The following is a 17942-nucleotide window of genomic DNA, read 5'->3' as shown; positions in this document are numbered from 1 at the left end:
CCGCCGGGAACAACGCTAGCATCGCGCCTCCGCCTTCCCCTCGGCCCTCAGCCGAGGGCGAACGAGCCGGCGGGATCAGGCGGCACCCTTGGCCCGCAGCTCCAGGGTGCGCTTCGACTGCGTGCGGATGGACGACTCCCGCTCCCGCAGCGACACGTAGAGCGGCGCCGCCACGAAGATCGTCGAGTAGGTGCCGACCAGGATCCCGATGAAGAGCGCGAGTGCGATGTCGCGCAGCGTTCCCGCGCCGAGCACGAACGCTCCGATGAAGAGGATCGCCCCGACCGGCAGGATCGCCACGACCGAGGTGTTGATGGAGCGCACCAGGGTCTGGTTGACCGCCAGGTTCACGGACTCGCCGAAGGTGCGGCTGGAGACGGCCTCGCCGCCCTGGGTGTTCTCGCGGATCTTGTCGAACACCACGACGGTGTCGTACAGGGAGTAGCCGAGGATCGTGAGGAACCCGATCACCGCCGCCGGCGTCACCTCGAAGCCGACGATGCCGTAGACCCCCGCCGTGATGACGAGGTCGTGCAGCAGCGCCACCATGGCGGCGAGCGCCATCTTCCAGGTCCGGAAGTAGATGGCCATGACCACCCCGGCGAGGAGCAGGAAGACCAGGAGTGCCCGGAGGGCCTGCGACGTGATGTCCGCACCCCAGGACGGCCCGATGAAGGACTCGGTGACGTCGTTCAGCGGCACGGAGTAGGCGTCCGCCAGAGCGAGGCGCACCTGGGTGCTCTCCTGGTCCGCGAGCTGATCGGTCTGCACCCGGATGCCGCTGCCGCCGACGGTGGAGACGCGGGGGGCGATGTCGGGCACGACGCTCGCCACCGCGTCCTCGGCGATGCTCTGGTCAGGCGAGGCGAGGCCGGACACCTGGAACTCCGAGCCGCCGGTGAACTCGATGCCGAACTGGTAGCCGCCGCGGAGGAAGGGCACCGCGATCGCCAGGATCACGGCGATCGCCGAGGCGAGGAACCAGATCCGCCTGCGGCGGACGAAGTCGATCGATCGGGCCCCGGTGTAGAGGTCGTTGCCGAACTGGGAGAAGCTCGCCATCAGGACTTCCTGCCCTTTCCGCTCGGTGCGGCCGTCGATGGGCCGTCCGCGGGAGGCGGAGGCTGCGAGCCCGAGAGCTCGGCGGCCTTGCGCTCCGCGATGGTCTGCCGGCGAGCGGCCTCGCCGCGGCTCGCGGCCAGCCGGCCGACGGCGGCCACCGGCGGACGGAACTGCGCGCGCCCGCGGTAGACGGCGCCGAGCGCCCGGGGGTCGAGCCCCGAGGCGCGGTGGCCCTCCCCGAAGAATCGGAGGTTGGCGAGCAGCTGGAGCGTCGGGTGGGTGAACAGCGACACGACGACGAGGTCGACGAGGGTCGTGAGCCCGAGGGTCAGCGCGAAGCCGCGGACGTTGCCGACGGCGAGCACGAAGAGCACGACGGCGGCGAGGAAGTTGACCGTGTCGGAGACCACGACGGTGCGCCAGGCCCGCTTCCAGCCCGCCTCCACCGCGCCAGGAAGGCCTCTGCCGTCACGGAGCTCATCGCGGATGCGCTCGAAGTAGACGATGAACGAGTCGGCCGTGATGCCGATGGCCACGATCAGGCCGGCGACACCGGCGAGGGAGAGGCGGTAGCCCTCCTGCCAGGACAGCAGGGTGACGATCAGGTAGGTGAGCACCGCGGCGACGACCAGCGACGCGACCGTCACCAGGCCGAGTGCCCGGTACTGGACGAGCGAGTAGAGCACCACCAGGATCAGGCCGATGAGACCGGCGATGAGGCCGCTGCGCAGCTGCTCCGACCCCAGGGTGGCCGAGATCACATCGGAGGACTGCACCTGGAAGCTGATCGGCAGGGCGCCGTACTTGAGCTGGTCGGCCAGCCCCTTGGCGCTCTCCTGGGTGAAGTTGCCCGAGATGGCCGCGTTGCCGTCGGTGATCACCGCGAGCGAGCGCGGAGCGGAGATGACTCGCTCGTCGAGCACGATGCCGAACTGGTTCTGAGGCGCCGCCATGCCGGTCAGGCGTGTGGTCACCTTCGCGAACGCCTCCGCGCCCTTGGAGTTGAAGGAGAGGTTGACGACCCACTGGCCGGTGGTGCCGCCCGTCTGGGTGGTCTGCAGCCCACTGGTCGCGTTGCTCACGTCCTCGCCGCTCACCTCGACGGGACCGAGGATGTACTTGACCGAGGAGTCCACCTCGCAGGTCACGAGAGGCTCGTCCGCCGGAGCCACCGTGCTCGGGTCGATGTCGGAGCAGTTGAACGCGTCGTACTCGGCCTGCAGCTCGGGGGTGATCTGCGCGAGGTCGCTCGCGTCGGTGGGAGACGGGGCGGGCGTCGGGTCCGCAGTGGGCGTGGGCGTCGGGGTGGGCGTGGCGCCGCCGATGCTGTCGGTCGACGGGGTGCCCGCGACGAGCACGGGCCGGAACTCCAGCTTGGCCGAGGCCTCGATGCGCTGGAGGGTCTCCTCGTCCGGCTGGCCCGGGATCGACACGACGACGTTCTGCCCGCCCTGCGTGTTGATCTCCGACTCGGAGACGCCCGCCGCATCGATGCGCTGGCGGATGATCGACACCGCCTGGTCGAGCTGCTCCTGCTGGACCTGCTTGCCGCCCTCGACGACGGGCTGCAGGATGATCTGCGTGCCGCCCTCGAGGTCGAGCGCCAGCTTCGGGGTCCAGCCGGCTCCGCCGAACAGCGCCCCGAACAGGTTGAGGCCCACGAGGACGACGATGATCGCCGCCAGGCCGGCGAGGGAGCGCCAGGCCTTGCGGACAGGGCTCGTCGACTTTGCCACCGACAGGACTCAGCTTTCTTCGAAGGGGCAGGCGGAAGCCTGCGCCGGCAGGCGGCGCAGGCGGGCGCTACGGGCTACTGGTCGGTCTTCTTCACGGAGCCGGCGGAGGGCTTCTGGGTGTCGTCCTGGACGGGCAGACGCTCGCCGAAGTCCGGCTCGACGGCCGGGTCGGCGATGACGACGTCCTCGTCCTCGTCCTCGGCCACGACGTCGCTCGGAGTGATGATCTTGGCGATCGTCTGGCGGTGCACCTTGAGCACCGTGCCCGGCGTCGTCTCGAGGAGGACCTGGTTCTCCTCGTCGTCGATCGAGAGGATGGTGCCGAACACGCCGAAGTTGGTCATCACCTGGGCGCCCGCCTTGGTGCGGTCCGCCATGGCCGCGACGTCACGCTGACGCTTGCGGCTGTTGCGGAACATGAAGAAGATCAGCAGGGCGAGCACTGCGAGCATGACGATGGTCAACGGATCCACGTTGAAAGCCTTCCGAGAGAGAGCCGGTCACTCTAGTGACGCGGACTGGGAGCGCGATGGGCAGCGGAGAGGCCGCAGGCGACGCGCAATAACGAGCAAATCATACCCGGTCGCCGAACAGTGCGGCCGGTACCGACACGTCGCCCTGCCGGGCGAGTCCGAAATGGCGCCAGGCGGCGGGCGTCGCGACCCGGCCCCGAGGCGTTCGACTGAGGAAGCCCATGCGGACGAGGAAGGGCTCCACGACGCTCTCGATCGTCTCCGACTCCTCGCCGACCGACACCGCCAGCGTGTTGAGGCCGACGGGGCCGCCGTCGAAGCGGAGGAGGATCGCCTGCATGATGGCGCGGTCCAGCCGGTCGAGTCCGATCGGGTCGACGTCGTAGAGCTCGAGAGCGGCGTCGACCGCCTCGTGGCCGGCCCGGGTGCCGTGCACGAGCGCGTAGTCGCGGACTCGCCGGAGCAGCCTGTTGGCGATGCGGGGGGTGCCGCGGCTGCGACCGGCGATCTCGCGCAGCGCGCCGCGCTCCACGTCGAGCTCGAGCAGGCCTGCGGCTCGTTCGAGCACGCGCTCGAGCTCCTCGGTCTCGTAGAACTCGAGGTGCGCGGTGAATCCGAAGCGGTCCCGGAGGGGGTTCGGCAGCATGCCGGAGCGGGTGGTGGCACCGACGAGGGTGAAGGGGGCCAGGTCGAGCGGGATGCTCGTAGCGCCTGCACCCTTGCCCACCATGATGTCGATCCGGAAGTCCTCCATGGCGAGGTAGAGCATCTCCTCGGCCGAGCGGGCCATCCGGTGGATCTCGTCGATGAAGAGCACCTCGCCGGGGACCAGCGAGGACAGCACGGCGGCGAGGTCGCCGGCGTGCTGGATGGCCGGGCCGCTGGAGAGCCGGAGGGGCCGATTGCTCTCCTGGGCGACGATCATGGCCAGGGTGGTCTTGCCGAGGCCGGGAGGACCGGCCAGGAGGATGTGGTCCGGTGCGCGGTTCTGCATGGCGGCGGCCCGGAGCAGCAGCTGCAGCTGGCCGCGCACCTTCACCTGCCCCACGAACTCCGCCAGCGACTTCGGGCGGAGCGCGCCCTCGAACGCCAGCTCGGCGTCGGACTCGGGCTCCGGGCGGACGATCTCGTCGGTCACGAGGTTGCACCGCTCAGCTGGCGGGGACCGAGCAGCGCCAGCGCGGCGCGGAGCAGCACGGGGGTGCTCTGCTCGGGTCCGAGATCGCGGAGTACGTCCTCGACGGTCTGCTGCGCGGTGCGCTCCGGCCAGCCGAGGCCGACCAGGGCGACCACGACGTCGGCGCCGATCGCGCTCGGAGCGGGGGCGAAGGCCACCGCACGGACCGGGAACAGCTTGCCGGCGAGGGAGACGACGATGAGCTTGGCCGTCTTCGGGCCGATGCCGGACACCTTCCGGAATGCTCCGTCGTCCTCCGAGGTGACGGCTGCCGCCACCTCATCCGGGGTCATGGCCGAGAGCACTCCGACGGCGGATTTGGGCCCGACGCCGGTGACGCCGCGCAGGAGGTCGAACACCCGGAGGGTGTCGAGGTCTGCGAAGCCGAACAGCGACATGTCGTCCTCGCGCACGATCAGTGCGGTGTGGACCAGGGTCTCGGCGCCCTCCCGGAGGGACAGGGCGTGCTGGGGGGTCACAGTGACGCCGTAGCCCACCCCACCGACCTCGATCACGGCCGACGTCCCGGACACGGCGAGGACGGTTCCGCGCAGCGAGGAGATCATGGCCCCAGGTTAGGCAGGGGTCCCGGCGCAGTCCGCAAGGCGGCCCGGCGAGTCGAAGACGTGTTCGAGAGTGCGCCTCGGTCCGGCTAGCGCCGGCGGCTGCCCTTCTCCGCCTCGGCCCAGGCGCGCTGCGCCGGCGTGAGTCCCGTCCCTCCCGAGGGTGTCGCGATGGCGGCCGGGCCTCGCCAGGCATGGCAGATCGCGATCGCGAGGGCGTCCGCGGCGTCGGCGGGCGACGGCGGAGCGTCGAGCCCGAGGATTCGCGCCACCATGGCGCCCACCTGCTTCTTGTCCGCCGCACCGTAGCCGGTGACCGCGGCCTTCACCTCGGAGGGGGTGTGCAGGGCCACGGCGAGCCCGCGCTCCGCCGCCATGTACATGGCGACGCCGCTGGCCTGAGCGGTGCCCATCACGGTCCGCACGTTGTGCTGTGCGAACACCCGCTCGAGCGCCACGACATCGGGCCGATGCTCGTCGAGCAGCTCGGCGATCCCCCGGCCGATGCGGACCACCCGCTCCTCGAGGGCCAGCTCGGGCGGGGTGCGGATCACGCTGACGTGGACGAGCACCGCCTTGCGCCCCGGCGCCACATCCACCACCCCGACGCCGCAGCGGGTGAGGCCCGGGTCGACGCCGAGGACGCGCACCGCGTCAGTCGTTCTCGAGTTCGGCCATCACGTCGGCCGGAACGTCGAAGTTGGCGAAGACGTTCTGCACGTCGTCCAGATCCTCGAGCGCATCGATCAGGCGGAAGACCTTGCGCGCGGTCTCCGCGTCGAGCGAGACGGTCACTCCCGGCACGAACTCCGCGTCCGCCGCGTCGTAGTCGATGCCCGCGCCCTGCAGCGCGGTGCGCGCGGCGACCAGATCGCTCGGCTCGGTCACGATCTCGAAGCCCTGGCCGCGGTCGTTCACCTCCTCGGCGCCGGCATCGAGCACGGCGAGCAGGATGTCGTCCTCGGTGAGGCTGTCGGTCTTGCTGACCGAGATGACGCCCTTGCGGCTGAAGTTGTAGGCGACGCTGCCCGGGTCGGCCATGGTGCCGCCGCTGCGGGTCATCGCCGTGCGCACCTCGGCGGCGGCACGATTCTTGTTGTCGGTGAGGCACTCGATCAGCAGGGCGACGCCGTGCGGCCCGTAGCCCTCGTACATGATCGTCTGGTAGTCGATGGACTCGCCGGAGAGTCCCGCTCCGCGCTTGATCGCGCGGTCGATGTTGTCGTTGGGGACCGAGGTCTTCTTCGCCTTCTGCACGGCGTCGACGAGGGTCGGATTGCCGGAGAGGTCGGCGCCGCCCATCTTGGCGGCCACCTCGATGTTCTTGATGAGCTTGGCGAAGGACTTCGCACGACGGCTGTCCTTGATCGCCTTCTGGTGCTTGGTCGTCGCCCACTTGGAATGCCCTGACATGCTGATCCTCTTCCGGCCCGAATGGCGGCGCCCAGTCTAATTCACCGCCCTGGCCCCTCCCGGCTGCTCAGCGCACAATGTGGCCACGTCCCCGGCTGCAGCCACGACCGCCGCAGCAGGAGCAGTTCTCAGCCCAGCTTGCGGAGGAAGTACTCGTGGAAGCGGGTGTCGCCGGTGACCTCAGGGTGGAACGAGGTGCCGAGCAGGTTCCCCTGCTCCACGGCGACGACGCGGCCGTCCTCGAGCTCGGCGAGCGGGCGGGCCGCCGGACCCACCTCCTCCACGATGGGGGCGCGGATGAACACGGCGTGCACGGGGTCCGCGCCGAGCTCGGGGATGTCGAGGTCCGTCTCGAAGGAGTCGAGCTGGGTGCCGAACGCGTTGCGCCGCACGACGACATCGAGTCCGCCGAAGCTCTGCTGCCCCTGGATGCTGTCCCGGACGGTGTCGGCGAGCAGGATGAGGCCCGCGCAGGTGCCGTAGACCGGAAGCCCGCCCGCGATCGCGGCCTTCAGGGGCTCGGCGACGCCGAACGCGCGGGACAGCTTGTCGATGACCGTCGACTCGCCGCCCGGGATCACGAGACCGTCGATCTCCGTGAGCTCCTCCGGACGCCGCACGGGGCGCGCGTCCGCTCCGAGGGCCCGGAGCACCGCGAGGTGCTCCCGGAAGTCGCCCTGGAGGGCGAGGACGCCGACTCTCGGACTACCAGCCACGCGTGGCGAGCCGGTGCGGCGCCGGCAGGTCGGACACGTTGATGCCCACCATCGCCTCGCCGAGGCCGCGCGACGCGTCTGCGATGACGGCCGGGTCGTCGTAGAACGTGGTCGCCCGGACGATGGCCGCGGCCCGCTTGGCCGGGTCGCCCGACTTGAAGATGCCGGAGCCGACGAACACGCCGTCCGCGCCGAGCTGCATCATCAGGGCCGCGTCGGCCGGCGTCGCGACGCCGCCCGCGGTGAACAGCACGACGGGGAGGTGGCCGGTGCGGGCGACCTCGACGACGAGGTCGTATGGCGCCTGCAGCTCCTTCGCGGCGACGTAGAGCTCGTCGGCGCTCTTGGCGCCGAGGGCGGCGATCTCGCCCTTGATCGTGCGGATGTGCTTGGTGGCCTCGGACACGTCACCGGTGCCGGCCTCGCCCTTCGAGCGGATCATGGCGGCGCCCTCGGTGAGACGGCGGAGCGCCTCGCCCAGGTTGGTGGCACCGCAGACGAAGGGGACCGTGAAGTCCCACTTGTCGATGTGGTTGACGTAGTCGGCCGGCGAGAGCACCTCGGACTCGTCGACGTAGTCGACACCGAGCGCCTGCAGGACCTGCGCCTCCACGAAGTGCCCGATGCGGGCCTTCGCCATGACGGGGATCGACACGGACGCGATGATCTGCTCGATGAGGTCGGGGTCGCTCATGCGGGCCACGCCGCCCTGGGCGCGGATGTCGGCGGGGACGCGCTCGAGCGCCATCACGGCGACGGCGCCGGCGTCCTCGGCGATGCGCGCCTGATCGGCCGTGACGACGTCCATGATCACGCCGCCCTTGAGCATCTCGGCAAGGCCGCGCTTGACCCTGCTCGTGCCGAATGAGCTGCCGCCCGCGTTGCCTGTGGTGTCCGTCACGTCCGTGTCGCCAATCAATCGTGTCCGCGCGCTCGTACCCGCGCGCATGCCGCATCGCCCGGGTGGGCGGCGCGGAACGGCCCCTAGTCTACGCCCGGCCAGGCGTCGGCGAGGGCGGAGCGCACCTCGCCGAGCAGCTGCGGCAGCGCCTTGGTGTGGGCGATGATCGGGAAGAAGTTGGCGTCGGTCGCCCACCGGGGAACGACGTGCTGGTGCAGGTGGTCCGCGATGCCCGCGCCCGCGATGCGTCCCTGGTTCATCCCCAGGTTGAAGCCCTCGCTGCCGGAGACGCTCCTCACCACGCGCATCGCCGTCTGGGTGAGGCGGGAGATCTCGTCGATCTCCTGCTCGCTGGCCTCGTCATACAGCGCAACATGGCGGTACGGGCACACCAGCAGGTGGCCGGAGTTGTACGGGAACAGGTTGAGGATCACGTACGCGGCGGTGCCGCGGGCCACGATGAGCGCCTCCTCATCGCTGCGGGTGGGTGCGACGCAGAAGGGGCAGCCGTCCGGCCTGCCGCCGGTCTCGATGTATGCCATCCGGTGCGGGGTCCAGAGCCGCTGGAACGCATCGGGCACCGCGGCGAAGTCGGCCGAGGACTCCGCCTCGCCGTTGAACTCCGCCGCCGAGTACGGCCCGCCGCTCATGCGAGGTCGTCGGCGGTCACGACCTGCACGCGCCGGTCGATGCTGGAGCCGATGAGGCCGACCGCCTCGGCGATCGGCACCCCGTTGCGCTGAGTGCCGTCCCGGAAGCGGAAGCTCACGGATCCCGCCGCCCGGTCCTCCTCGCCCGCGATCAGCTGGAACGGCACCTTCTGCTTCGTGTGCGTGCGGATCTTCTTCTGCATCCGGTCGTCGCTCGCGTCGAGCTCGGCACGGACGCCCGCGGCGCGGAGCTGGTCGATCACTCCCCCGAGGTAGTCGGCGTACTCGTCGGCGACCGGGATGCCGACCGCCTGGACGGGCGAGAGCCAGACCGGGAAGGCGCCGGAGTAGTGCTCGAGGAGGATCGCGAAGAAGCGCTCGATCGACCCGAACAGCGCGCGGTGGATCATGATCGGACGCTGCTTGGTGCCGTCCCGGTCGGTGAACTCGAGCTCGAATCGCTCGGGCAGGTTGGGGTCGACCTGCACGGTCGAGAGCTGCCAGATGCGTCCGATGGCGTCCCGGGTCTTCAGGTCGATCTTGGGTCCGTAGAAGGCGGCCTCGCCCGGGACCTCCGTGAGCGCGAGCCCGCTGGCGAGAGCCACGCGGCGGAGCGCGTCGGTGGAGGTGCTCCAGTACTCGTCCGAGCCGATCCACTTCTCCTTCTCGTCGTCCCGCATGGAGAGTTCGAGCTCGAACTCGGTGAGTCCGAAATCGCGGAGCATCGAGAGGACGAACTCGAGGACCTTCGCCACCTCCTCCTCGAGCTGATCCGGAGTGACGAACAGGTGGGCGTCATCCTGGGTGAAGCCCCTGACCCGGGTCAAGCCGTGCAGCGCACCGGAGAGCTCGTTCCGATAGACCGTGCCGTTCTCCTGCAGGCGCAGCGGAAGCTCTCGGTAGCTTCGCCCCCGCTCCTTGTAGATGAGGATGTGCATCGGGCAGTTCATCGGCTTCAGGTAGTAGTCCTGGCCCTGCTTGACGATCTCCCCCGCCGCGTCGCGCTCCTCGTCCATCCGCAGCGGAGGGAACATGCCCTCCTTGTAGGTGACGAGGTGGTTCGACTGCAGGAACAGGTCCGACTTGGAGATGTGCGGCGTGTAGACGTAGTGGTAGCCGGCCTCCCGGTGACGGCGCAGCGCGTGCTGCTCCATCTCCTGGCGGATGATCCCGCCCTTGGGGTGGAAGACGGCCAGCCCTGAGCCGATCTCGTCGGGGAAGGAGAAGAGGTCGAGCTCGGCGCCCAGCTTGCGGTGGTCCCGCCGCTGCGCCTCCTCGATGCGCGCCTGGTGCTCCCGGAGCTCGTCCTTCGTCGGCCACGCCGTGCCGTAGATGCGCTGCAGCTGCGTGTTCTTCTCGGAGCCCCGCCAGTACGCCGCGGCGATCCGGGTGAGGGCCCAGCCGTTCTGGATGAGACGGGTGCTCGGCAGGTGCGGTCCGCGGCAGAGGTCGCGCCAGAGGACGTCGCCGGATCGGGGGTCGACGTTCTCGTACACGGTGAGCTCGGCGCCGCCGACCTCGACCGACTCGCCGTCCTGGGCGTCGTCGACCGCTCCCTTGAGTCCGATCAGCTCGAGCTTGTACGGCTCACGGGCGAACAGTCCGCGCGCCTCGTCCTCGGTCACCACCCGGCGCTCGAAGCGCTGGCCGGCGCGCTGGATGCGCTCCATCTCCTTGGCGAAGACCTTCAGGTCGTCGGGGGTGAACGGCTCGGCCACGTCGAAGTCGAAGTAGAAGCCGTCGGTGACCGGCGGCCCGATGCCGAGCCGAGCCTCCGGGTTGACGGACTGCACCGCCTGGGCGAGGACGTGCGCCGTGGAATGCCGGAGGATGGACAGTCCGTCCGGCGAGCCGATCTCGACCGGCTCGGGCTCAACGCCCTCGGGCACCGTCCGTGAGAGGTCCCACAGCTCTCCGCCGATCCGCATGGCGACGACGCCCTTGTCGGGGAAGAGATCGAATCCTGTCGTCGCTCCGGCGTCGGTGTCAGGTGCAGAGGTCACGGCGCGTCTACGGTCTTTCTCTCGGAGGGACGCCCCCACTGTACCGCCGGGCATCCGGCGCCCTGGCGCGTCAGGAGAGGCCCCGGCGACACGCCGCCAGGCACCTGCGCAGCCCGATCAGGCGTGCGGCTTGCTCTCCGAGATCCGCTGAGCCAGGCCGCGGACGGTCTCCACGGAGAGGAGCGACTGGAGCCCGGTCGCTCCATGGATCGCCTGGTTGAGCACCGACTCCACCTCGTCGAGAGCGCGACCCGCGTGGGACGCCGCGACGCTGCGGATCGCTTCGGACACCGGCTCGGTCAGGTCGTCCTTGCCCTGATCGGCCAGCTCGCGGGTCGCCCGAGCGCCGAGGGCGGTTCCGTCGTCTGCGGTCATGCTCCGAGCGTACCGCCGGCCCCGCTCGGCGGGCAGGACGACCGCGAACTCGTCGAGGCCGCAGGCGAGGCGCACCGGTCCGGCGCCGACCGCGTCATGGCGCTCGAGGACGTCACGGTCGCGGTGCGCCGCGGACAGTTCTCCGGAAACGCGCGCCGAGCATCCTCGTGGCCGCCATCAGCAGCGCCTTCGACAGGGAGAGGAGCGCCTCAGTGGGCGCCGACTCCGACGCTGTGCCAGCGGTTGATCTGCTTGACCTGCCAGTACATCGTGACGAGATCGACGAGCGCCCCGAGTCCGAAGACACCGAAGGTGAGCAGCCAGATGGTGCCCTTGACGGGTCGGCCCAGGTAGAAGTGGGCGATGCCGAACACGCCGACGAGGCTGAACAGCATCAATGCGTAGGCGCGCCCGACGGACACCGGCGGAAGCGTGGTGTCGAACGGGTGGTCCTGCTGGGTGGGGTAGAACTTGAGAGGCGCCGTGGGGTACGGCAGCGCAATCGTCTCGGGCATCGGGTCTCCTTATGACGGCTCGACCACCCTAACCGGTTCTGATCAGGCGGTTGTGCCCCCAGTCCACGTGACGGTCCCCCAAATGGCGGACTGGAGACATACCCCGTCACCCCGGCCCTCCGGCTGAGCCGAATTCACGCTCTGATCAGCGGCGCGCCGGGCGCGGGCACCGATCCACCGCTGCGCGGAACCTTCAGGCAGTACCTGAGGCGTTTTCTGCACAGGCGACTACTCCTGCTCCTCCCCCGCCCACGGAAGGTCCGGATCGTACGCGTCGGCGACCGCGGCCTCTCCGACGACGGCCCGCTCGGGCTGCACCGCGCGGATCCGCTGATCGATGTCGGCAAGCGTCGCGGAACTCGCGATCTCCGCGAGGTCGGCGTCCGCCGCGACGGCGGTGATCTGGCTCGCAGGCCCGATCAGCAGGTCGACCGTGTGCACGTCTCCGGAGGCGTTGACGGCGGGCAGGGAGAGCGTGTCTGCGGTGTTGGCTCTGCCCAGCAGCTTCGCGTACTCGAGGACCCGGTCGGCGATCTGGTCGGAGGTCACGATGTGCTGGTCGGCGTACGAGAGCTCTTTCACCCTTCGAGCCTTGCCCGGCGGAGATTCGCGACGCAACCCCCAACCGCCCCCGGCGGGGATCGATTACTGCTGATCGCGGCGGAAGGCCGGGATGAGCTGCCGGCCACCGGTGCGGTACGCCCCACGGGCAGGAGATGCGGGAATGCCCCCGGTCGCGACGGGTACCGCGGCCGGGGGCGGGGTGGGGTGATCTCACAGTGCCAGAGGCGGGCGGGACCCGACCGGGAGGTTGACGGCCGCTGCCGCGTCCTGCTACCGAGCCAAGCGTGCCTCTGAGGCACCCGAAGGGCCGTGCCCCGCGGCGGCGGATCGCTAGCCGAGCAGCCCGGTCGACAGGGCAGGCACGAGCGGACCGTCGGGGCCGTCGACGTGCTCCTGGCACTCGAGACACCACCAGGAGCTGACGACCAGGTCCATGGGGCGCCGGCAGTGCGGACAGGGCGGAGCGGACTCATCCACGAGGTCGTCCTTCATGCACCAGAGCATCGCCTGCCCGGGAATCCGCATCCACCGGTTGACTTCCGCGGCCCGGGGCGCAATGGGGGGCCTCAGGCGTGCTCGCGGTGCGGCTCCGGCACCACCTGCATGCCCCCTGGACTGTTGGCGCCCTCGACCAGCGCCTCCACCCACGCCCGGTTGAGCGGTTCCGGGGCGGAGCTGTCGAAGGTGAACACGAACGGGATCGCAGGGTGGACCCAGACCGTCTCACGCCCTCCCCCGCGCTGCTCCGAGCGAACCCAGGTGAAGGCGAACGACTCGTCACGCCGCAGCTTGGCGAGGACCGCCGCCTTGATGTGGGCCAGGACCCGGTCGTCGATCTCGAGCAGCGGATACGTGCCGTACCGGATGCTGCCCATAGCAATCTCCTCGCGAGGGCGCCGCGCCATCACGGCGCCTGTTCGCAGAGTAGACCGAACGCTCTACCCGCGGCAGTGTCTCGCGGCTATCCCGGGCGACTCAGCTGCGATGCAGCAGCGCCGTCACCCGCGCGAGCGGCGACCGCGAGCCGGTCATGACCGGTGCGGTGCTGCGCTGCTGCTCGCCCTGCTGCGCGGCGAGCACGATCAGCACCGCGGTGAGAGCCGGCGTGATCCACTGCACCCACTTCTGCTGGCGCTGCGCCGAACTCATCTCCTCGGACGCGGAGGCGAGCGGCTCGGTCGGCGTGATGCCGCCCTCGTCCTGATGCTCCGACTGGACGCGACCCAGCATCCCGGAATAGACCGACGCAGCGCCCGCGGCGAGGGTGATCGCTGTCTTCACCATCGCGCTGCTCCGGCCTGCGCTCTGCACGAGGAGGCGCTCCTTGTCGCTCCACAGCATCCCCACGCTGCCGACCACATGCGCGGCCATCGATCCGATGAGCACCGGCGACCACTTCTGCCACCCCGCTGAGGAGATGCGGGTGCGCTCCCGGGGGGACTTCGCCGCCGCGGCGCCGCCGTTGAGGCCGACCGCGCCCATGAGCGAGCCGCCGAACCACGATCCAAGACCGATGTCATGCAGGCTTCGGACGAGAGTGTGGGCACGGGACATGGCGGACTCCTCGCTTCGACCGCAGCCGGTCGCCGCGGTCCCCTCAGTGTGCGGACGGCACCGGGAATAGGCCCGGGGTTGACATAGGCGCGTGCGACGCGACCGGCCGGCGCCGCGCTTCGCCCCTTGCCTCGCAATGGGGCGTGTCGAAAGCTGTACGGCGGCCGCACGCAGGATTACGGTGTCGGGCGCGGGGCGATGCGGCTTCTGGCCGGCCTTCAGAGGAGGCGAGCTCGCATGCACGAGATCTGGGCTTGCACGGTGTGCGCCGGATTGGCGCTCGCTGTTCCGTCATGGGCGGCAGGACAGGCGCGCTCCCCGGACGACCCACCGCCACCGCCGCTCACCGCGGAGACCCTCCTCGCCAACGCGACGGTGGGCTCCGGCGCGTTCGCGGGCGAGCAGAAGTGCAAGCCGGACGGAAGCGGCACCCTTCGGATCGCCGTCTCCGGAGTCGCACTGGGGCCGTACCCCGGCTCGTTCTCCGAGACGGTCACGGTGACCCTCGGCCCCACCGACGGCTCCGGAGGCGGCAAATCCCCCGTCACGGGCGTCGCGGCGTCCTTCGTCATCTCCTCGTCGGCGGGCGAAGTCACCGGCACCAAGACGCTCTATACCGATCGCGGACTCGACGCGCGGGGCAGATGCGCGGATGCGGTCCTCTTGCCGGTGCGCGCGGAAGCATCCAGCGCGTGGACGGCCGAGAGCCGCTCGCTCGTGCACTACAGCGCCATGATCGCCACCGAATCGGCGGTCTACCACGAGGAGGGGCTCGCCCAGCTCGAGACGGCACTGGTGCCGACCATCGGCGCGCCGTCGGCGCACGCCGAAGGCTATCTGCTCGCCTGGTTCGCCGGAACGCAGACCGACCTGGGGGCGGGACCCGCATTCGTGGCGGTGAGGACCGTCGAATCGAAGGGGCGATGCGACGAGGGAGCGTTCCTGCATCAGCAGGTGGCGCCCTCGAAGGAGAACTGCGACCGGTTCTTGCCGCACCCCGAATGGTGGCAGAGCAACGTTCCGGCGAACCGGCGCGCAGGGGTCTCCGGCCGTAGCTCCGGGAAGATGAGCCGGCCGCGCCAGGTCAGGGCCGGCAGCCAGGGAAGCTAGGCCCGGCCGCACTCTCTAACCTTTCTGCATGAAGCCATTTCTGCTGCTCGCCACCCGGGCCGACGATGTGGCGGCGGACAGCGAGTACGAGGCGTTCGTCCGGTTCGGTGGGCTGCGGCACTCAGAGCTGCGCAGGGTCCGCCTCGAGCAGCGCCCTCTCGGCAGCGTGCGGCTCGCCGACTATTCGGGGCTGATCATGGGCGGCAGCCCGTTCAACTCGTCCGACGCGTTCGAGGAGAAGTCCGACATCCAGCGCCGGGTCGAAGGGGAGCTGGCCGAGCTCCTCGACGAGGTGGTGGCCGAAGACTTCCCGATGCTCGGCGCGTGCTACGGCGTGGGCGCGATCGGGACGCACCAGGGGGCCGTGATCGATCGCACCTACGCGGAGCCGATCGGCCCGGTGCCGGTCACACTCACCGCAGAGGGGCGGGAGGACCCGGTGTTCGGCGTGCTTCCTCCGGTGTTCGACGCCTTCGTGGGGCACAAGGAGGCGGTGCGCGAGCTGCCGCCTCATGCCGTGCGGCTCGCGTCCTCGCCCGCGTGCCCTGTGCAGGCCTTCCGGATCGGGCAGAACGTCTATGCGACCCAGTTCCACCCGGAGCTCGACGTGGAGGGCATCGCGACGCGGATCGACGTGTACAAGCACGCCGGCTACTTCGAACCGCACGAGGCGGACTCCCTCAAGGAGACCGCTCGCTCGAGCTCCGTCCGGCACCCGTCGGCGGTGCTGCGCCGCTTCGTCGAGCGGTATGCCGTTCCGGAGTAGAACGAGAAGGGGGCCGCCGGCCTCCCGCCGCCGCAGCGCGTCCGGCTACCAGATGATGCCTCAGCCCGGGACGTGGAGCAGGAGGTCGACGCCGGCGGCGATCAGACCGGCGAGGGCGGGGCGCCATACCCGCCGACTCTGACTGCGCGAGCGCGAACCCGTTCGGCTGTGCGATCGGGCTCTCCGCCAGCGGCAGGAGAGTTCCGACTACCAGGACTGCCGCGACGGCTGGCATGAACCAGCCGGGCCGGTTCCGCGCTCGCCACAGCGACCAGATGGCGAACATCGTGGCCAGCCCCAACCACAGCCATACCGGCAGCCGCCGATCGCGGCCGGACCAGATGAGCTGTTCGCTTCGCCTGCGAACTCAGCCCACTTCCAGCGAGCAGATTCTCGCTAGTTCCACTTCCAGATCGATGACCGCCCGACGATCGGCAGCGGCCCACATCCTTCCCAAGAGCACATCGACGGACGAAAGAGTGAAGGACTCTATCCCCGAGCCCGGATAAAAGGTCATCTCCCCGAAAACGGGCGCCCCTTCCACCTCATAGAGGTCGACCCGCACGAACCCAAAGCCGCGCCCGAGTTTCTCCGCTCCTGACAGCATTCCATCGAGAGCGCTCGGTCTTTCGATTTCCCCGTGCTCGATCGGGTAATGCAAGCCGAAAGGCAGGGGCGACCAGTTTCGGTCGAAGAAACGACGCCTGTGGTGCCGTTCTCTGCCTGTATCGACTTGGATCATCACGCAACGCCCATGGAATACCCAGAACTTGTAGTCGACTGGCAGATCCGTCCCGTTGCCTATGAAGGGCTCCACAAGCAACTGGGGTTCGATCGCTCGATAGAGCCACTCGCCATACCCCAAGCCATAGGGTTTGCGCAGCCAATTCCGAGTCACCAGGTCTATTTCAGCCCAGTCGACCGTGTCGTGTTCTCGCACGAAGATATTGGTCGCACTGCCGTTATTCGCCTTGATGACGAACGGGCGCTTCCAGTCCCGCTTGCTCTCGGGTGGCAGCTCCGTTCCGTGCCATATCGTAGGGATCACCCAACTCTGTCCGAGTTCGCGGGATACGAAACTCTTGACGAGCACCTTGTCCGCATATTGGGGAAGTTTCGGGCTGCGGTCGAAAACCTTCCTCGCCTGGCAGTGCTCGCTGAACGTCTTGGGCCTGAAGATATTGGGGAGATGCCCCTTTGCCCGCCTGAAAGATAGAGCCGCTGGGATCACGACCGGGAACCGCTTGGCCATGCTGGCACGCAGGTCATTCACGAATGAAGCCATCATTCCTTCCAACAGATGATCTCACCGACTCTGAAGGTTCTGCCGCAAATCAGCCGATCCGGTTCCCGCCCCGATCGGAGCAGAGGGCAGGAGCACCACCACCGGCGGATCTGGGCGATTCGACGCTGGTCGCCCTCACTTGCGGCCGAAGCTGCACTCTTGCATCAACTGTGTCCCCGGCGCTAGCCTCCGGCGCCGTCGCGCGAGCCGAATCCTCGCCGACATGGCGGGCGCGTCGCAATCGCCGGTGCATCGGGGACGTGTGCCGCCAGCGCCCCCGCGCCCGACTCTCCAGGTCCGGCCGTTTCCGGTACCACCCGGCACAAGTGCAGAAATGAAGAGGAGTTGCCGCCTGGCCGGTTCGCCACCAGGGCCGAACCGTCGGCGGCGGGAACGACGTGAACCGCGGAAACCGCCGCCCGAACGCAATACAGGAGCAGGCGGGCCGCGGGTGCGCAGGTGAGGTGGAACCCGTGCGAGCACCGGGGGGGTGGTGGGTCATGCCGCTCTCAATACTGGCCGTCATCTTGCGCGAGGAGGCCGAACGTGGCCCTCGCTGACTGCACGAGGACCCGGCGCGCGTTCCCCGGCGAATTGCCCCGCGACTTTTCGCTAGAAGAATTTTTCGAATGGGCCAAAGCGAGCGATTCCGACGACGATGAGGAGCAGACCGGTGAGTGAGGCCCGCAGCACAAACAGTCAGCGCCGACCTGTGGCACCGACCCACGCTGCACCCCCACAGAGACCGCAGAAGGGCTCCCAGCCGCTCGTAGAGGACTTCCTCAGCGCCCCGAGCTTCGGTGGGCCTCTCCGGGTTCCTGTCGGCGCTCTGAAGTGGGGCGCGCCCGTGGACTGCAGGGTGAGAAGACACGGACCGCTCGTGTTCATCCTGCTTCGCGGCGAGACCTTTCCTCGAACTCTCATCCAACGCGACGGACAAGTTCTGGAACTGGGTTTCCCGTCCGCTCACCTTGCCGACCTGGCGCTCGCAATGTTCGCGACATCGCCATGACATCCGAGCGTCGGGGCGGTGAGGGGCGTTGCGACAGCGCCCTTCCCGATGCTCGGTTAGGGCCACC

General features: G+C 69.4%; 20 protein-coding genes. 2 read left to right on the top strand and 18 right to left on the bottom strand.

Annotation, left to right across the window (positions count from 1 at the left end):
- Positions 1–75 precede the first annotated feature (75 nt).
- From secF to JWR33_RS13170, 17 genes are all read right to left on the bottom strand, one after another.
- Complete coding sequence (secF, locus tag JWR33_RS13250; protein ID WP_297412389.1) at positions 76–1062, bottom strand: protein translocase subunit SecF; 987 nt, start codon at positions 1060–1062, stop codon at positions 76–78.
- Positions 1062–2798 carry a protein translocase subunit SecD gene (secD, locus tag JWR33_RS13245; protein WP_297412388.1) on the bottom strand — a complete coding sequence of 579 codons (1737 nt, stop codon included), beginning with the start codon at positions 2796–2798 and terminating at the stop codon, positions 1062–1064. The genes secF and secD overlap by 1 nt, the downstream gene beginning before the upstream one ends.
- A 74-nt stretch (positions 2799–2872) precedes the next feature.
- On the bottom strand, positions 2873–3271 hold the full coding sequence (gene yajC, locus JWR33_RS13240) for a preprotein translocase subunit YajC (protein ID WP_297412387.1): 399 nt from the start codon (positions 3269–3271) through the stop codon (positions 2873–2875).
- 100 nt (positions 3272–3371) lie between these two features.
- On the bottom strand, positions 3372–4409 hold the full coding sequence (gene ruvB, locus JWR33_RS13235; RefSeq protein WP_297412386.1) for a Holliday junction branch migration DNA helicase RuvB: 1038 nt from the start codon (positions 4407–4409) through the stop codon (positions 3372–3374).
- Positions 4406–5014, bottom strand: coding sequence for a Holliday junction branch migration protein RuvA (gene ruvA / locus JWR33_RS13230; protein ID WP_297412385.1), 609 nt, complete (start codon positions 5012–5014; stop codon positions 4406–4408). The genes ruvB and ruvA overlap by 4 nt, the downstream gene beginning before the upstream one ends.
- Before the next feature lie 86 nt (positions 5015–5100).
- Positions 5101–5661 carry a crossover junction endodeoxyribonuclease RuvC gene (ruvC, locus tag JWR33_RS13225; RefSeq protein WP_297412384.1) on the bottom strand — a complete coding sequence of 187 codons (561 nt, stop codon included), beginning with the start codon at positions 5659–5661 and terminating at the stop codon, positions 5101–5103.
- Between the two features lie 4 nt (positions 5662–5665).
- Entirely contained in the window at positions 5666–6424 is a 759-nt protein-coding gene (locus tag JWR33_RS13220) for a YebC/PmpR family DNA-binding transcriptional regulator (RefSeq protein ID WP_297412383.1), read from the bottom strand.
- A gap of 128 nt (positions 6425–6552) precedes the next feature.
- Positions 6553–7140: a pyridoxal 5'-phosphate synthase glutaminase subunit PdxT gene (gene pdxT, locus JWR33_RS13215; RefSeq protein ID WP_297412382.1), complete on the bottom strand. Its 588-nt coding sequence runs from the start codon at positions 7138–7140 to the stop codon at positions 6553–6555.
- Positions 7130–8041 carry a pyridoxal 5'-phosphate synthase lyase subunit PdxS gene (gene pdxS, locus JWR33_RS13210; protein WP_297412381.1) on the bottom strand — a complete coding sequence of 304 codons (912 nt, stop codon included), beginning with the start codon at positions 8039–8041 and terminating at the stop codon, positions 7130–7132. Before pdxS ends, pdxT begins: the two co-directional genes overlap by 11 nt.
- An 83-nt stretch (positions 8042–8124) precedes the next feature.
- Entirely contained in the window at positions 8125–8691 is a 567-nt protein-coding gene (locus JWR33_RS13205; RefSeq protein WP_297412380.1) for an HIT domain-containing protein, read from the bottom strand.
- Positions 8688–10619, bottom strand: a complete 1932-nt coding sequence (gene thrS / locus JWR33_RS13200) for a threonine--tRNA ligase (RefSeq protein WP_297412414.1) — start codon at positions 10617–10619, stop codon at positions 8688–8690. Before thrS ends, JWR33_RS13205 begins: the two co-directional genes overlap by 4 nt.
- A gap of 192 nt (positions 10620–10811) precedes the next feature.
- Positions 10812–11069, bottom strand: a complete 258-nt coding sequence (locus JWR33_RS13195) for a hypothetical protein (protein WP_297412379.1) — start codon at positions 11067–11069, stop codon at positions 10812–10814.
- 209 nt (positions 11070–11278) lie between these two features.
- The gene (locus JWR33_RS13190) at positions 11279–11584 is read right to left on the bottom strand and encodes a TM2 domain-containing protein (RefSeq protein ID WP_297412378.1); all 306 of its coding nucleotides are present in this window, start codon (positions 11582–11584) and stop codon (positions 11279–11281) included.
- 228 nt (positions 11585–11812) lie between these two features.
- On the bottom strand, positions 11813–12166 hold the full coding sequence (locus JWR33_RS13185; protein ID WP_297412377.1) for a hypothetical protein: 354 nt from the start codon (positions 12164–12166) through the stop codon (positions 11813–11815).
- Between the two features lie 312 nt (positions 12167–12478).
- Positions 12479–12640 (bottom strand): hypothetical protein, encoded by a 162-nt coding sequence (locus JWR33_RS13180; protein WP_297412376.1) that lies wholly within the window; start codon positions 12638–12640, stop codon positions 12479–12481.
- A gap of 74 nt (positions 12641–12714) precedes the next feature.
- Positions 12715–13023 carry a hypothetical protein gene (locus JWR33_RS13175; protein WP_297412375.1) on the bottom strand — a complete coding sequence of 103 codons (309 nt, stop codon included), beginning with the start codon at positions 13021–13023 and terminating at the stop codon, positions 12715–12717.
- 100 nt (positions 13024–13123) lie between these two features.
- A complete protein-coding gene (locus JWR33_RS13170; protein WP_297412374.1) occupies positions 13124–13702 on the bottom strand; it encodes a hypothetical protein in 579 nt (192 codons plus the stop codon).
- 237 nt (positions 13703–13939) lie between these two features.
- Between JWR33_RS13170 and JWR33_RS13165 the strand changes: the two genes are divergently transcribed.
- Both JWR33_RS13165 and JWR33_RS13160 read left to right on the top strand, forming a co-directional pair.
- On the top strand, positions 13940–14812 hold the full coding sequence (locus JWR33_RS13165) for a hypothetical protein (protein WP_297412373.1): 873 nt from the start codon (positions 13940–13942) through the stop codon (positions 14810–14812).
- A gap of 28 nt (positions 14813–14840) precedes the next feature.
- Positions 14841–15578 (top strand): glutamine amidotransferase, encoded by a 738-nt coding sequence (locus JWR33_RS13160; protein ID WP_297412372.1) that lies wholly within the window; start codon positions 14841–14843, stop codon positions 15576–15578.
- Positions 15579–15945: 367 nt separating this feature from the next.
- Here the strand turns inward: JWR33_RS13160 and JWR33_RS13155 are convergent, their stop codons facing one another.
- A complete protein-coding gene (locus JWR33_RS13155; RefSeq protein WP_297412371.1) occupies positions 15946–16863 on the bottom strand; it encodes an ATP-grasp fold amidoligase family protein in 918 nt (305 codons plus the stop codon).
- Positions 16864–17942 lie beyond the last annotated feature (1079 nt).

Origin of the sequence: Naasia sp., assembly GCF_025465545.1 — a bacterium.
Lineage (GTDB): Bacteria > Actinomycetota > Actinomycetes > Actinomycetales > Microbacteriaceae > Naasia.
The sequence above is the reverse complement of the archived record's forward strand: the minus strand, read 5'-3'. Positions and strand labels throughout refer to the sequence as shown.